This window comes from Bartonella sp. W8122, assembly GCF_016102485.1.
GTDB classification, from domain to species: Bacteria; Pseudomonadota; Alphaproteobacteria; order Rhizobiales; family Rhizobiaceae; genus Bartonella; species Bartonella apihabitans.
On record NZ_JACFOO010000001.1, the window covers coordinates 2,293,327 to 2,307,151 of the forward strand.

Below are 13,825 nucleotides of genomic sequence, written 5' to 3' on the forward strand. Positions count from 1 at the left end.
AAATTATCTGCCGGTTCGCACAGCCATCGCCCTATCGCTTGAAAAGTCGCTCGACTATTATCGGTCTTCGTTTTAACGGTTTTATTATTTTTTATGCGGCGCGCGGCATTGACTTGACCTAAGCCAATGAAAAGCGATAGCAAGAATATGCTTTTTAAGTTCAAGCCGGAAAAGAAAAAATGGCCGAAAAAATCATCAGTTTTATCATGAGTGGCGGCGTTGGCACCCGCCTTTGGCCATTATCGCGCGAAGATTTTCCAAAACAGTTTCATGACCTTTCCGGCAAAGGCTCGATGGTGTCCGGCACTGTCAAGCGCATGAATGCACGGCCGAGCGGCCACGGGCCGATTTTTCTAATTGCTTCGGAAGCTCATGAATACCGTTTGCGCCATGATATTGCCGGTTTGCCATTAAATGGCGGGCGCCCGATTTTTGAACCTTTGGGGCGAAATACGGCGGCGGCTGTTGCTTTGGCAACAGCCATCACCCTTGCCGAATATGGTGACAGGCTCATTCTCGTTGCCCCGTCAGACCATGAAATTTCAACCGATGACGATTTTTGGAAAACTGTCCACGAAGGGGAAGAAGCCGCAAGGAGCGGGCGCATTGTGGTTTTCGGAATCCATCCGGACAAGCCGGAAACCGGCTATGGCTATGTCGAAACAGGAAAAGAAAAAAATGGCGTTTATGACGTTATCCGCTTTGTTGAAAAGCCGGACATTGAAACGGCCAAAAAATATTTGCAATCGGGCAATTTTTTATGGAATTCGGGAATATTCCTTTTTTCCGCAGCAACCATGAAAAAAGCCTTTCTTGAATTCCAGCCGGAAATCTGGAAGAAGACTGTCGAGGCACTGAAAAGCGCCCATACCGATATATCGGGCACATGGCTAAATTACGAGCATTATGCGGCTATCCCTTCTGACTCTGTCGATTACGCCATTATGGAGCATGTCAAAGACATTGCGCTTGTGCCCGCCCGCTTTCGCTGGAATGATCTCGGCTCGTGGCAATCGCTTTTGGACCAGCAATCAAGCCCCACACCGCCTGATGAAAACGGTAATGTGATTATGGGCGATGTTGTGGCGATCAATTGCCATGGCAGCTATCTGCGCTCGGAAGCGGGATTACTGTCGGCTGTCGGGCTTCATAATATGGCGGTTGTCGCAACGACAGACGCAACTTTTGTGGCTCCCGTCAAAGAAAGCCAGAATGTGCGCGACGTGGTGGCAACACTTGAAAAAGCCGGAAGGCTTGAAACCAAATTCACCCCCGCCGCCGATAAAATACCGCAAAGCGGCGCTTATCTTACCCGTGTCGAGCATTGGCTTTTTGATGAAGCGCTGCCGCTTTGGTCCACACGCGGAGTTGACGAAAAAGGCGGCTTTTATGAAGCCTTGGGTTTTGATTCCATGCCGGTATTGCGCGCCAAACGCATGCGCACAATGGCACGCCAAATTTATGCTTTTGCCATGGCCGGTGAAATGGGCTGGGACGGCCCTTATAAAGAGCTGATTGACCACGGCCTTGAATTTATTGGCAAAAATGGCAGAACTGACCGCGGCGGTTGGGTTTTACAGCTTTCACAAGATGGCAAGGTTCTCAACGCAACCGAAGACAGTTACGATCAGGCTTGTGTGTTACTGGCACTTGCCCACGCCCATCGTGTCGGCAATAAAAAAGCCTTGCCGCTTGCTATGGAGACCTTTTCTTTCATCGATCTTCATCTTGCCGACAAAAATGGCAAGGGCTTTTTTGAAAATGCCAAAGCCGACGGAGAGAAAACATTTCGCCGTTCCAACCCGCATATGCATTTGTTTGAAAGTTTCATGGCCTGGTATGATGTGACTGGTGACAGAGATTATCTTGAACGGGCAGAACGCATTGTCGACCTTTTCAAAGAACATTTCTTTGATGAGGATAGCTGGACCCTTGCCGAATATTACGACAAGGACTGGCAAAGGGCGGCTTCACCTGAAGGTGACATTTGCGAACCCGGACACCATTTCGAATGGTCGTCGCTGCTTGTCGATTTTTCGAAGAAAACCAATGACCGCAGTGTTATAAAGCTTGCCAAAAAGCTTTATGCCTCCGCAATTGCCAACGGTTTGAACCGCAAAACGGGGCTTGCCTATAACACGATTTCGCGCCACGGAATGCCGATCGACACCAATTCGAGAAGCTGGCCGCAAACCGAAGCGATCAAAGCAGCGCTTGCGCTTGATGGCAATGACGGGCCGGATCTGAAACCTGAAATAGAAGCGCGTGTGGGAAGGCTTTTCCGGTGGCATATCGACGCCGCCCCCAAAGGTTTATGGATTGACCTTATATCGGAAAACGGCCGTGCCATTGCCGAAGATGTTCCCGCTTCCATTTTCTACCATATGATAACGGCTTTAACGCAATATCGGAAATTTGCCCAGCATTGGAAGGTGGCGTAAAACTTCGCCGGTCATTTCCTCAAAATCTGCCCTGCCCCATTCAATCACCCGCACGGTCTTTTCATGTCACCCTTCAAAACAGGGGCAAGAATTGCCATGTTTAAAACCGGACGATCCGGGCTCACGCGGAAAAGTGTGAGATGCAAAATTCAGGAAAACAATAAAAACCCGTCCGGCATGTGTTGCCAAACGGGCTTTTATCGGGGTTCCGGTTTATGATTATCTTACGACAACCTATCAATACCAATGAGGATGCGGATACCAGGGCCGCGGGCCATAATGGGGACCATGTGGGCCGAAATGCGGGCCATAATAGGGCGGCGGGGGTGGCGGAGCCGGATAGAAGTGCCGGTGCTCGAAATAGCGCCGATGCGGCGGATAGCGGTGATGATAGCGGTCATAATGATGACGATGACCGTTATCAATGATGATGACAGGATAAACATCAGCCTTGGCAGAAAGTGCACCACAAAGCGGCACTGTCATTGCAAGGCTTAAAAGAAGAACAATCAGTTTTCTCATGCGAGATATCCTTTTAACGATTCTTGAGAAACACCTTATGCTTTGTTAGCTGAACTTATCCTGAACTTTTTGTTAATCTTGTGTTCATCTTCGCCTTAACGACAACCGACCGACAACCAGCTTCCCGAAAAATGCTATAAGCGACTGCCCCAAAAAGTGTCTCGAGCGGCCACCCCGAAAAGGCACACATACTTCCCGAAAAGTGGTTCAAGCGGCCACCCCGAAAAGTTCCACATGTTTCCCGAAAAGTGGTTCAAGCGGTTGCCCCAAAAAGTGTGAAACGGTTTTTGGTGAAGAAGCATGTGATAAAGAAGTACGGTTTTCGGTAAAGAGCCGCGATAATGAAAGACCACGATTTTCGATGGAGAGCCATAGCAAACAACCGGTAATACCTTTTTAAAACCGGTTTCAACAACCGGCCAACTTTCGGACAAACACTTAAAGAACAAATGATTGCGGCCAAAAAAATTTAAAAAAACCGGAACGGGTAAATAGTCCAGATAGCATTTGATAGCCACAACTATCTCGCGCACTATTGAAAAACTTCTGGCGATAGTCCCGCTTTTCTCCCGTCAAACTCGAAATTGATTGTAAAAAAATTATTTCGAGTATTACGATGATCGCACGGGGAATCTCGATATGAGATATATTTTGCTGATTTTCATTTTTTTCACAGCTTCATTTCCTGAACTTGCTGCGGCAAATACACCTTGTTCAGGCCGGAAAGGCGGCATTTCCCATTGTGTTGGCAGAACCTTTATCTGTAATGATGGATCTACCAGCGCATCGACCAAAGATTGTTCGGCCTATATGGGCGGCCGTGCAACAAACCGCCAATCTTTGGAAAGCAACCCGTCTTTCATGGAACCATCATCGGGAAATTGTTCTTGCCGGTCGGGAACCTATTGCGTTGGCCCCAGAGGCGGACATTATTGTTATTCCGATAGCGGGCGGAAAAGCTACCTTCCCCATTGAAGGCAATTCTTGACAAAGTAATCAATCCCGAAAACCGGTCGCAAAAATTGCGGATACGTCAAACCAAATGCTTTTCCAAAATCATCCGGCGGCCACCACCGATTGTTTTGAACTATTAGACCGCATCCGATATGTTCGAGGTTTTCTCACGCCGTCATTGCTTTGAAGCTTTGCAACCCTCCCGAACCGCGCAAATTTTCTGTCGGGTGCCCGACCGCCTTTTCTATGCCTGCAGAGTTTTATTGCTCGGGCATTGTTGATTTAAAACCGTTCACAAATGGCGCGCGATCGGTTGCAAGCACCTCCCTTGCCTTTTCTTTGCCCGCGGGGCTTTAACGCACTGGCATTGTTATGAACCTGCTTTCGCACTGAAACGTCATGTAATTGGCGCCAGTGTTCACTCGCCCTTGATACGTTTGAACGCTTCATCAAGGCCGCCGGTTAAGGCTTCTCTGCCGCCATGATCGGTGAAATATTGGGAGACCAGCTCGTTCGTGCCTTTCTTGGTCGAATATTCGGCTTCCAATTTAGTAAAATCGGGCTTATTGGCTTTCCTTGCCTCGTCGGCAAGATTGCCAAACATAGAGGCAAGAAATGGTGCCGACTGGCTTTCATCAAGCCCGTTTTTTTCAAACCAACGGTTTGCTGTTTCGATGAAATTGAAATAGACGCCCATCAGAGAACCGGCCGTCATCATCAAGGCAAACTGGCTTTCATCCTTGACAGCAATTGCCCCACCCATTGCATTGAAGATTTTCTTCAATTCGGGATTATCGGGATAAATTGCCGTAACGCCTTTGGCTTCCGCAACAAAGGGAAGCGGCATTACGCGAAAAACCTTTTTGCCAATCCATTTTTCGGTCTCGGTTGCCGTTGCCATGGCAATAACCGAAATAACTGTTTTGGCTTTAGAAAAATCGAGCTTTTTCAATTCTTCCTCGGCAATCTGGCTTCTTAAACAAATGAAAACATCATCGCTTTGGTCGATTACATCCTGATTGTCTTTGCCGATTTTCACCTTGTCAAAGCGTTTGGAAAGCTCTGCCGCGCGGTCAGCATTTCTGCGTGAAACCGTAATTTGTTCCACCGGAAGATTGCTCTTCATCAAGCCTTCCACCATGGCCGAGGCAATGGTTCCTGTACCGATAAAACCTAGTTTCATTTGTCTCTTTTAACCTCGTAATTCAAGATCGGGCCAAGCCAGCGTTCGACTTCGCTTACCGGCATTGCTTTTCTTTTGGCATAATCTTCAACCTGATCGCGTTCGACCTTGGCAACGCCGAAATAATAGCTGTCGGGATGGGAAAAATAAAGTCCGGCAACCGACGAGCCAGGCCACATGGCGTAACTTTCGGTCAGTTTCACACCTGTATTTTTTGTCGCATCAAGAAGCTCGAACAATGTGCCTTTTTCGGTATGATCGGGCTGTGCGGGATAGCCGGGAGCCGGACGTATGCCGCGATAATGTTCAACAATCAGATCTTCTTTTGTCGAATTTTCATCGGCCGCATAACCCCAATAGACTTTGCGAACGCGTTCATGCAGACATTCGGCAAAAGCTTCGGCAAAGCGGTCGGCCAGCGCTTTGACCAGAATGGAAGAATAATCGTCGTTTTCGCGTTTGAAACGTTCGGCAATTTTTTCTTCGCCAAAGCCGCTTGTCACCACGAAACCGCCAAGATAATCGGGCGTGCCGACAGGCGCAACAAAATCGGCCAGAGCGAGATTGGGCTTTCCCTCGCGCCGCTGCAATTGCTGGCGCAAAGTGAAGAAGGTTGCCCGCTCGTGTTTTCTTGTTTCATCGGTGTAAATGCGTATGTCATCACCAACGCGATTTGCCGGCCAAAAGCCGATCACCGCTTTCGGATGGAACCATTTTTCGGCAATGATTTTTTTAAGCATTTTTTGCGCGTCGTCATAAAGCTGGCGGGCCGTTGCCCCCTGCTTTTCATCATCAAGAATTGCCGGAAAACGCCCGCGCAATTCCCAGCTCTGGAAAAACGGTGTCCAGTCGAAATAGGTAGAAAGTTCGGCAAGATCCCAATCGTCGAATTTTTTGACACCAAGAAATGTCGGCTTGACCGGTTTATAATTCTTGAAATCGAGTTTCAGTGCATTGGCGCGCGCCTCGCTTAATGAAACGCGGGTCTTTTGTTGTTCGCCCCTTTCATGGGCGGCGGCGAGCTTCGCATATTCCTGACGGATTTTTTTGATTGTTTCGGTTTTCGTCTGCGGGGAAAGGAGCGATGAAACAACCCCCACCGCCCGACTTGCATCAAGCACATAGACACTCTGCCCGCGGTGATATTGCGGGTTGATCTTGACGGCCGTGTGAACGCGGCTTGTCGTTGCCCCGCCGATTAACAAGGGAATGTCGAAGCCCTGACTTTCCATTTCATGGGCAACATTGACCATTTCATCAAGCGAAGGCGTAATGAGGCCGGAAAGACCGATTGCATCGGCCTTTTCACGCCGTGCCGCATCAAGAATGGTTTGTGCAGGAACCATCACACCAAGGTCGATAATCTCGTAATTATTGCAGGCAAGCACAACGCCGACAATGTTCTTGCCAATATCATGAACATCGCCTTTGACAGTTGCGAGAATAATTTTGCCCGCACTCTGATGACCTTCGCCACCATTTTTACGCTTTTCTTCTTCCATATAGGGAAGAAGAATGGCGACAGCCTGCTTCATCACGCGGGCGGATTTGACCACCTGCGGCAAAAACATTTTACCCGAACCGAAAAGGTCGCCCACCACATTCATGCCGGCCATAAGCGGCCCTTCAATGACATCAAGCGGGCGTTCGGCTTTTTGGCGTGCTTCTTCCGTATCGGCATCGATATATTCGGTAATGCCGTTCACAAGAGCATGTTCAAGGCGCTTTTCCACCGGCAATTGTCGCCAGCTCAAGTCTTTTTCCTTTTTAACACCGCCACCGGCCTTGCCACGATATTCTTCCGCTAGTGCAAGCAGGCGCTCGGTTGCGCCAGCGTCTTTATTGAGGATCACATCTTCACAGGCTTTTTTAAGCTTCGGTTCGATTGTATCGTAAACGGCCAATTGGCCGGCATTGACAATGCCCATATCCATACCGGCGGCAATTGCCCGATAAAGAAAGACCGAATGCATCGCCTCGCGAACCGGCTCATTGCCACGGAACGAGAATGACAGATTGGAGACCCCGCCGGAAATATGGCAATAAGGCAATTTTTTGCGAATTTCCTTGGTCGCTTCGATAAAATCGACGGCGTAATTATTATGTTCGTCAATACCAGTTGCAATGGCGAAAATATTGGGGTCGAAAATAATATCCTGAGGCGGAAAACCGACCTTGTCGACAAGAATTCTATAAGCGCGCTCGCAGATTGAAACCTTGCGTTGTTCAGTGTCGGCCTGACCTTTTTCATCAAAAGCCATCACCACAACCGCCGCCCCGTAACGGGAGGCAAGTTTTGCGTGTTCGATAAACTTTTCCTCGCCCTCTTTCAAGGAAATCGAGTTGACGATGGATTTCCCCTGCACACATTGAAGACCGGCTTCGATAACTTCCCATTTGGATGAATCAATCATGACGGGGACACGGGAAATATCAGGCTCGGCGGCAAGAAGATTTAAAAATTTGCGCATGGCCGCAACGGAATCAATCAAGCCTTCATCCATATTGATGTCGATGACCTGCGCACCGTTTTCTACCTGATTGCGCGCAACATCAAGAGCAGCCGTATAATCATTATTGGTTATGAGTTTGCGAAACCGTGCCGAACCCGTAACATTCGTGCGCTCGCCAATATTGACGAAAGGAATGTCGTGGGTGAGCGTAAACGGTTCAAGACCCGACAAATGCAAAAGCTTTTCCTGCGGCTTGGGCTTCCTCGGTTTGAACGGTTTGACCGCTTCGGCAATGGCGCGAATATGGTCGGGCGTGGTCCCGCAGCAACCGCCGACAATATTGATGACACCTTCACGCGCATATTCCTCAAGCTCTTTTGCCATAATTTCCGGCGTTTCATCATAACCGCCAAAAGCATTGGGCAAACCGGCATTGGGATAAACACAAATCAGTTCTTCCGTATTGGCGGCCATTTCCTTGACAAGCGGCAGCATTGCCTTTGCGCCCAAAGCACAATTAAGCCCGACAGAAAACGGCTTGGCATGGGCAACCGAATAAAGAAAGGCAGTCGGCGTTTGTCCGGAAAGTGTGCGCCCCGACATATCGGTAATTGTGCCGGAAATCATGATTGGCAATTCGATATTTTTTTTGGCAAAAACTTCTTTTGCAGCAAAAATAGCCGCTTTGGCATTGAGTGTGTCAAAGATCGTTTCAATGAGAAGCAGGTCAACACCGCCATCAATCAGTGCATTGATTTGCTCGCCATAGGCAATGCGCAATTCATCAAAGGTAATGGCACGAAAACCAGGATTGTTGACATCTGGCGAAATCGACGCGGTCTTATTGGTGGGGCCAATGGAACCGGCAACAAAGCGCGGCTTGCCATCTTTCTCTTCTGCCCGTAAAGCCGCACGGCGCGCAAGACGGGCGCCGTCACGATTAAGCTCATAGACCATATTTTCCATGCCATAATCGGCCTGCGCAATGGTGGTTGAGGAAAATGTGTTGGTTTCCAGAATGTCGGCACCGGCCAAAGCATAGCGCAAATGGATGTCTTCAATGGCTTTCGGCTGGGTCAATGTCAAAAGGTCATTATTGCCTTGAAGAGCACAGCTACAGGCCACAAACCGCTCGCCACGAAAATGTTCTTCGTCAAAATGGAAAGACTGGATTTGCGTTCCCATCGCGCCATCAAGAATAAGAATGCGCTCGCGCGCCAATTGGCGCAATTCTTCCGTACGGTTTTTCGGCTTTTCTGTTTGACCGAACAATTGTTCTACAGGATTTGATTTATCGGAATTTGATGTTTTGCCCGAGGCTTTCTCTTCACCGGAAGATGACTTTTCGACAATATGTGACATAGCAGGGGAACCTTTCATATCAGCCGGTCATGAGTGACATAAAGATTTCTTTATGTCAATAAAATCCAAGAATAGAAATAAAAAACGCCGGTATAAACCGGCGCCTTTTTAATAAAACTTTTTGTGATCGTCACCGGACAAAAATACCGATAGAGCAAGCGACACACAAAACTGACAGAATTATCAAAATAAGATAGGCTTTTTTCTTGTCGAACAGAATTGCGAAAGCAGAAAACCAGCCCATAATACCGGCGCTTAATGCAAACATAAAACCGGCGCGGTTCATGGCAACAAGATGGGCAGCCAAGAGGCCACCGATAATCAGCGCACCAAAAACTATTATAAGACCGGTTGCGAACTTCTCATAATCGTCCATAATCAATCCTCTTCAAGCGGGCTTGCAATTCTCATAAATCAAAGTCCGGCTACTTGATGTTACTTTTCCTTCTAGCGCATGAAAGACAAAAACAAAATGTTTTTTTCGTTCAGGCGGGAAAGAAGGTTGACACAGACGGTTTTTGGTTTTCGTTGATGCGCTTTAAAGCAACAACACCCCGCGATGATTGGCAACCATTCGCCTTTTGTAGAGACATCCGCCTTATGGCACTCGTCCGCTTTTGTCAAAGCATTTGCCCTTTAGCACTCTTCGCCTCCAAAAACACATCCGCGTTACGAGCGTCTTTGCCTTCCGTTACAGCATCTGCACCAGTTGCTCCACTTGCAAAGAGCCGGACGGTGAAACATAATCATTGTCGCTTTGACAACCTGACATCACCAAATTGCTCTTTTTCAAAAATTTTCAGGATGAAAAAACCCCTCTATATGGCGGGGCAATTTCCACGGGCTGATTGCTATCAAATCATAGCGCAGCCGCAGTTTTTTAGCGTCAGGCTGGCGTGCAAGAAAAACATTTGCCGCTTTGTCAATGCGCTTTCTGCTCTGTTGTTTAACCGCTTCCATCGCCTCTTCAAGGTTGGGGCGCGCTTTCACTTCAACAATGGCGATAACATGCCCGCGCCGCGCTATAATATCGATTTCACCGAAACCGGTTTCAAACCGGCGTGCCGCAATGTGATAACCTTTCATTTGCAGCCATAAGCCCGCAAGCCTTTCAGCATAAATGCCACGTAAATAGGTTTTCTGCTTGCGTTTTTTGTTCATGATCTCTCTTCATGAAAGGGGAAGACAAATGACACATCTATCTACTCATAAGAATAACAATTTATACAGACATATTTTTTAAAAAACACCGTGCTTTGATCGTGTCCCCCAACTATTCAAAGGTGAGACGGCCGAGACTTTAAAAATTGAGGGAAGAGAAGTTTTACCAAATTTTTTAAGCGCTTTATTTTTTCGACCCTTGGGGTTTTTCGTGTTTTGATCTTTTCCTACTATTCCGGATTTTTTCAGCCGCTTCACTTTTTTTTAAAGCCCCTGCTCTTCTTTAAAAAAGCTTAAGTCTTCAAAGATAACAGGCGCTTATAGAGATCGGCTTTTTTGTGTCCTGTGATTTTCGCCGCTTCTGCGGCGGCTTTTGCTGCGGGAAAATCTTTCGCCAGATCGATCAGAAGTTTGTCGATTTCTTCCGCACTGAATTTTTCTTCCTGTTTTGACGGTGGTTCAACAATGATAACAATTTCGCCGCGTATCTTTTCGCTATCATTATAGCGTTCTTTCAATTCCGAAAGTGGCGCAACATCCACCGTCTCGAATTTTTTGGTCATTTCGCGACAGATTGCACCACGGCGATCTTTCCCGAAAACATCAACCATATCGGCCAAAGTTGTCGACACGCGATGCGGCGACTCGTAAAAAATCAATGAAGCGGGAATGGACCCCAGTTCTTCAAGGCGGGCTTTTCTTTGCATGGACTTTGTTGGAAGGAAGCCGGAAAAGAAGAAACTATCCGTCGGTAGGCCTGTTGCAATCAATGCTGTCAAAGCGGCCGAAGCACCCGGCAACGGCACGATTTTGATATTTTTTTCCCGCGCTTCGGCAACCAGCCGGAAACCGGGGTCGGAAATAAGCGGCATACCGGCATCGCTCACCAGTGCGACCGATTGATTATCTTCGAGAGCGCCGAGAAGTTTTCTGCCTGCTTCCTCGACATTATGTTCCTGATAAACGATAGGCTTCTGGTGAATACCATAGCGATCAAGCAATATGCGTGTTACTCTGGTATCTTCGCAGGCAAGAACATCGGCAGCGGCAATTGTTTCTATTGCCCGCAAGGTGATATCGCCAAGATTTCCTATCGGTGTTGCCACAAGGTAGAGCGCCGGTTCAAGTGCCGGTGCTTCATAAGCATTCGCCCCGATGATATATTTCCTGTCTGCCAAAACTCATCCTAACATTGAACCCGTTTTCTTGAACTTTTCATGCAATGAAAAGGCTTCTTCAAGAATATGCGGGGTCTGGCCACCAACCGTTTTGCAAGCACGATCGAAATAATCGCGCAATATATCGTGATAATCGGGATGGGCACATTTTTCAATGATAAGCGGCGCACGTTCACGTGGTGCAAGACCGCGCAAATCGGCATAGCCCAATTCTGTCACCAGAACATCCACATCATGCTCTGTATGGTCGACATGGGCAACCATCGGCACAACGGAGGAAATCTTGCCACCTTTGGCAACCGATTTTGTTACGAAAACCGAAATATAGGCATTCCTCGCAAAATCGCCCGAACCGCCAATGCCGTTCATCATATGGGTGCCACCGACATGGGTCGAGTTAACATTGCCGTAAATGTCGGCTTCAAGTGCGGTATTGATCGCGATAATACCGAGGCGGCGAATAATTTCCGGATAATTCGATATTTCTTGCGGCCGCAAGATCAACCGGTCCTTATAGCGCCCGATATTCGGGAAAACACGTGCGGCACAGGCTTCACTCAAAGTAATGGACGAGGCCGATGCAAAATCGAGCTTGCCGGCATCGAAAAGTTCGAAGGTCGAATCCTGCAACACTTCGCTATACATCTGCAAATTGTGGAACGGACTATTCACAAAGCCTGTCAGAACCGCATTGGCAATGGTGCCGATACCGGCCTGAATCGGGCTTAATGTCATATCCATGCGCCCCTGGTCGACTTCTTTTAAGAAAAATTCGGTCAAATGGCGGGCAATGGCATTGGTTGCATCATCGGCTGGCGAAATCAATGACGGGCTATCCGGCACATCCGAAATGACAATGGCCGCAATCTTGTTTTTATCCACCTTGATTGATGTCGTGCCGATGCGCGTATCGGGTTTTACAACCCCGACGGGCTTGCGGTTTGGCCGTGCTTCGGGAATATAGACATCGTGTATGCCTTCAAAATCCGGATTGATACTGGTATTGAGCTCGATAATAATTTTATCGGCTCCCAAGGCGAAGCTTGCCGAATTGCCGATAGATGTTGTCGGCACAATCGAACCATCTTCATGAATCATCATCGCTTCGATAATGGCAATATTGACCGGCGGTAATTGATGGGCGCGCAATTGCTCGACCATTTCCGACAAATGTTCGTCAATAAACATAACCTCGCCGCGATTGATTGCCGCTCTTAAAGCGGTATCAACCTGAAACGGCATACGGCGGGCAAGAACACCAGCCTCGCTCAATACCTTGTCGGTATCATGGCCAAGAGAAGCACCCGTCAACAGGCTGATTTTAAAGGGGTGATTTTTTGCCCGCTTTGCCATTGCATGAGGAACAAGTTTGGCATCGCCCGCACGGGTAAAACCGCTCATGCCGACAACCATACCATCTTTGACCAGACTTGCCGCCTCGTCCGCCGAGACGATTTTTGCTCTCAATTCCTCACTTTGAATACGACCTTCATACATTCCATACTCCCATTCTCAACAACATTTCAGCCAGCCTCCCTGCGAAACTTTTGAAAATCCAGGTAATGTTTGCTGGGCTTATGCTATCAAGCCTCTTCCATTTCAGTTAAAATCAGCTTGGCCGCCTGTAACGGATTGTCCGCTTTGACAATCGGTCGGGCAACAACAAGATGACTTGCACCGGCTTGAATCGCTTCTTTCGGGCTCATAACACGTTTCTGGTCGCCTTTATCTGCCCCTTTGGGGCGAATACCGGGCGTGACCAGAGCCATATCAGGGCCAATAACATTTCTTAATGCTTGGGCTTCCGCAGCCGAAGCGACAATTCCACCCATTCCTGCCAAACGCGCGTCTTTCGCCCGCTTTAGCACCAATGTTTTGGCATCGTCTGAATAACCTGCCGCTTTAAGATCAGCGTCATCCATAGAGGTGAGCACCGTCACACCGAGGAGACAAAGATTGCTCCCTTTGGCCGCGCTCACGGCTGCACGCATGGCTTTCGGATAGGCATGAACAGTCAACATATCGACACCGAGCTTGACGATATTTTCAACCGCACTCGCAATCGTATTGTCGATATCGAGGAGTTTCATATCAAGGAAAACTTTTTTGTTTGCCGCTTTGAGTTCACAGGCAAATTCAAGCCCGCCTGCAAACAATAATTGATAGCCAATTTTATAAAAGCCGACTGTATCACCCAATTCTTGAACCAGCTTTTCTGCCTGCCGAATATCAGCCACGTCCAATCCGACGATTAACCGATCTCGCATAACACTTGCCATCAATCAAACTCCATTCCCATGACCCTTTTAACAAACCTCAACCCTTTTAACAATCCTGACCCTTTTTACAATCTGGAATTGACTTCAGGGGGGTATAAATCTTGTTCCGGTCCTGTTCCGACTTCCTTAATTTTTGAAATCAAACTGTTCTTGAACAGAATAGGTTCCATTAAAAAGCTCATTATCAGGCATAAGCCGAAAGTACAACTTTCCAGTCATCCTTATCATGCAATTGTACCCCGTTATCAAGCAATTATCCCCTCTTATCAAGTAATTGTGCTTCAAGACCAAA

The 13,825-nt window shown here is 47.9% G+C and carries 10 protein-coding genes; 2 read left to right on the top strand and 8 right to left on the bottom strand.

The window, feature by feature from the left end; genetic code table 11:
* Nucleotides 1–179: 179 nt before the first annotated feature.
* Complete coding sequence (locus H3S83_RS09945; protein WP_198239583.1) at nucleotides 180–2,441, top strand: AGE family epimerase/isomerase; 2,262 nt, start codon at nucleotides 180–182, stop codon at nucleotides 2,439–2,441.
* 237 nt (nucleotides 2,442–2,678) lie between these two features.
* Here H3S83_RS09945 and H3S83_RS09950 read toward each other — a convergent pair whose 3' ends face one another.
* Nucleotides 2,679–2,963, bottom strand: coding sequence for a hypothetical protein (locus H3S83_RS09950; RefSeq protein WP_198239584.1), 285 nt, complete (start codon nucleotides 2,961–2,963; stop codon nucleotides 2,679–2,681).
* A gap of 639 nt (nucleotides 2,964–3,602) precedes the next feature.
* Between H3S83_RS09950 and H3S83_RS09955 the strand changes: the two genes are divergently transcribed.
* Nucleotides 3,603–3,938, top strand: a complete 336-nt coding sequence (locus H3S83_RS09955) for a hypothetical protein (RefSeq protein WP_198222306.1) — start codon at nucleotides 3,603–3,605, stop codon at nucleotides 3,936–3,938.
* A 397-nt stretch (nucleotides 3,939–4,335) separates the two neighbouring features.
* On the opposite strand, the gene H3S83_RS09960 is transcribed toward H3S83_RS09955, so the two are convergent.
* The 7 genes from H3S83_RS09960 to pyrF form a co-directional block, all read right to left on the bottom strand.
* Complete coding sequence (locus H3S83_RS09960; RefSeq protein ID WP_198239585.1) at nucleotides 4,336–5,100, bottom strand: pyrroline-5-carboxylate reductase; 765 nt, start codon at nucleotides 5,098–5,100, stop codon at nucleotides 4,336–4,338.
* The gene (gene metH / locus H3S83_RS09965; RefSeq protein WP_198239586.1) at nucleotides 5,097–8,915 is read right to left on the bottom strand and encodes a methionine synthase; all 3,819 of its coding nucleotides are present in this window, start codon (nucleotides 8,913–8,915) and stop codon (nucleotides 5,097–5,099) included. The genes H3S83_RS09960 and metH overlap by 4 nt, the downstream gene beginning before the upstream one ends.
* A gap of 130 nt (nucleotides 8,916–9,045) precedes the next feature.
* A complete protein-coding gene (locus H3S83_RS09970) occupies nucleotides 9,046–9,291 on the bottom strand; it encodes a hypothetical protein (RefSeq protein WP_077972485.1) in 246 nt (81 codons plus the stop codon).
* Between the two features lie 413 nt (nucleotides 9,292–9,704).
* On the bottom strand, nucleotides 9,705–10,076 hold the full coding sequence (locus H3S83_RS09975; protein WP_198239587.1) for a YraN family protein: 372 nt from the start codon (nucleotides 10,074–10,076) through the stop codon (nucleotides 9,705–9,707).
* A gap of 293 nt (nucleotides 10,077–10,369) precedes the next feature.
* Nucleotides 10,370–11,254, bottom strand: a complete 885-nt coding sequence (gene rsmI, locus H3S83_RS09980; RefSeq protein WP_198239588.1) for a 16S rRNA (cytidine(1402)-2'-O)-methyltransferase — start codon at nucleotides 11,252–11,254, stop codon at nucleotides 10,370–10,372.
* A gap of 3 nt (nucleotides 11,255–11,257) precedes the next feature.
* Nucleotides 11,258–12,751 (bottom strand): succinate CoA transferase, encoded by a 1,494-nt coding sequence (locus H3S83_RS09985; RefSeq protein WP_198239589.1) that lies wholly within the window; start codon nucleotides 12,749–12,751, stop codon nucleotides 11,258–11,260.
* A gap of 86 nt (nucleotides 12,752–12,837) precedes the next feature.
* Nucleotides 12,838–13,533 (bottom strand): orotidine-5'-phosphate decarboxylase, encoded by a 696-nt coding sequence (gene pyrF / locus H3S83_RS09990; RefSeq protein ID WP_198239590.1) that lies wholly within the window; start codon nucleotides 13,531–13,533, stop codon nucleotides 12,838–12,840.
* Nucleotides 13,534–13,825: the final 292 nt, after the last annotated feature.

What these genes read in the sequence shown, in the direction of transcription:
- H3S83_RS09950 (WP_198239584.1), bottom strand. Translation starts at nt 2,963, where the DNA reads ATGAGAAAACTGATTGTTCTTCTTTTAAGCCTTGCAATGACAGTGCCG.
- H3S83_RS09970 (WP_077972485.1), bottom strand. Translation starts at nt 9,291, where the DNA reads ATGGACGATTATGAGAAGTTCGCAACCGGTCTTATAATAGTTTTTGGT.
- H3S83_RS09945 (WP_198239583.1), top strand. Translation starts at nt 180, where the DNA reads ATGGCCGAAAAAATCATCAGTTTTATCATGAGTGGCGGCGTTGGCACC.
- H3S83_RS09955 (WP_198222306.1), top strand. Translation starts at nt 3,603, where the DNA reads ATGAGATATATTTTGCTGATTTTCATTTTTTTCACAGCTTCATTTCCT.
- H3S83_RS09960 (WP_198239585.1), bottom strand. Translation starts at nt 5,100, where the DNA reads ATGAAACTAGGTTTTATCGGTACAGGAACCATTGCCTCGGCCATGGTG.
- H3S83_RS09985 (WP_198239589.1), bottom strand. Translation starts at nt 12,751, where the DNA reads ATGTATGAAGGTCGTATTCAAAGTGAGGAATTGAGAGCAAAAATCGTC.
- metH (WP_198239586.1), bottom strand. Translation starts at nt 8,915, where the DNA reads ATGTCACATATTGTCGAAAAGTCATCTTCCGGTGAAGAGAAAGCCTCG.
- H3S83_RS09975 (WP_198239587.1), bottom strand. Translation starts at nt 10,076, where the DNA reads ATGAACAAAAAACGCAAGCAGAAAACCTATTTACGTGGCATTTATGCT.
- pyrF (WP_198239590.1), bottom strand. Translation starts at nt 13,533, where the DNA reads ATGGCAAGTGTTATGCGAGATCGGTTAATCGTCGGATTGGACGTGGCT.